At 61.2% G+C, this 952-nt stretch carries 2 protein-coding genes; both read right to left on the reverse strand.

Translation table 11 applies throughout. The annotated features are described in order from the left end of the window. Positions 1-20 precede the first annotated feature (20 nt). Entirely contained in the window at positions 21-572 is a 552-nt protein-coding gene (locus A3730_RS07330; RefSeq protein ID WP_063520210.1) for a YaeQ family protein, read from the reverse strand. A gap of 160 nt (positions 573-732) precedes the next feature. Continuing rightward, on the reverse strand, positions 733-952 hold a 220-nt coding region (locus A3730_RS07335), incomplete at its 5' end, for a TMEM165/GDT1 family protein (RefSeq protein ID WP_197477351.1).

Consider the following 952-nt stretch of genomic DNA (forward strand, 5'->3'; position numbering starts at 1 on the left):
GTGGAAACAAAGAGTACCCATCAGTGGGCGTTGTTTGGGTACCAGGTTTCCAGGGCAACCTCCACGTTATTGTCGGTGGTGCCCAACCAGACTTGCCCGTCCTGGATCATGGCCTGCAACTGCATGGCCCGCTGGGCACAGGTGGCCAGTGCTGCTTCGCTGTCCGCGTCCACATGGACAATGGTCAGGTTGTCGAAGCGGCGAACCTTGTTCTTCATGCTGTCCCACCACACTTGTGGAGCGCGTGGGCCGTAACAGTAAATGGTCACGTGCCCGGCCAGGCCGCAGGCTTTGCGTAGCCGCTTCTCGTCGGGCATGCCCAGTTCGATCCAGTGTGCCAGGGTGTCGTTGGGGTGCCGTTGCCACAGGTCCGGTTCTTCCGGATTGGACAGGCCCCGCGAGAACGTCAGATCTTCATGGGCATTCAGGGCAAAGGCCAGCAGCCGCAACATCATTCGCGATTCGGTTTCTGAAGGGTGCAACGCCACCGTCAGGTTATGGGTGGCGTAATAATCCCGGTCCATATCGGAGACGGTGAGCTCGGCTTTGTAAATGGTGGCGGTGAGGGCCATGAATGAGTTCCGCTAGAGGCCAGATGCCGGACGCCAGACGTTGACGCCCTGCAGCGCGACCAGGGTTGCAGGGATAGCGCGTGAGCATACGCTTTTTGGCGTCAGGCGTCAGGCGTCAGGCGTCAGGCGTCAGGCGTCAGGCGTCAGGCGTCAGTTGTTCCTACACCAGCGCCCAGACCCCGAAACCGACAAACAGCGCCGCGCTGATGCGGTGGGCCCAGGTCTCGAATTGTTTGCTGCCGAACTGGTGCGCCAGCCAGATCACCGGCAGGTTGGCGGCCACCATGCCCAGGGTGGAGCCACTCAGTACCGGCCAGAACTGGTCCTTGAACTGAACGGCCAGGGCGATAGTGGCCAGCTGGGTCTTGTCGCCAATCTCG

It is taken from the genome of Alcanivorax sp. HI0044 (assembly GCF_001634945.1).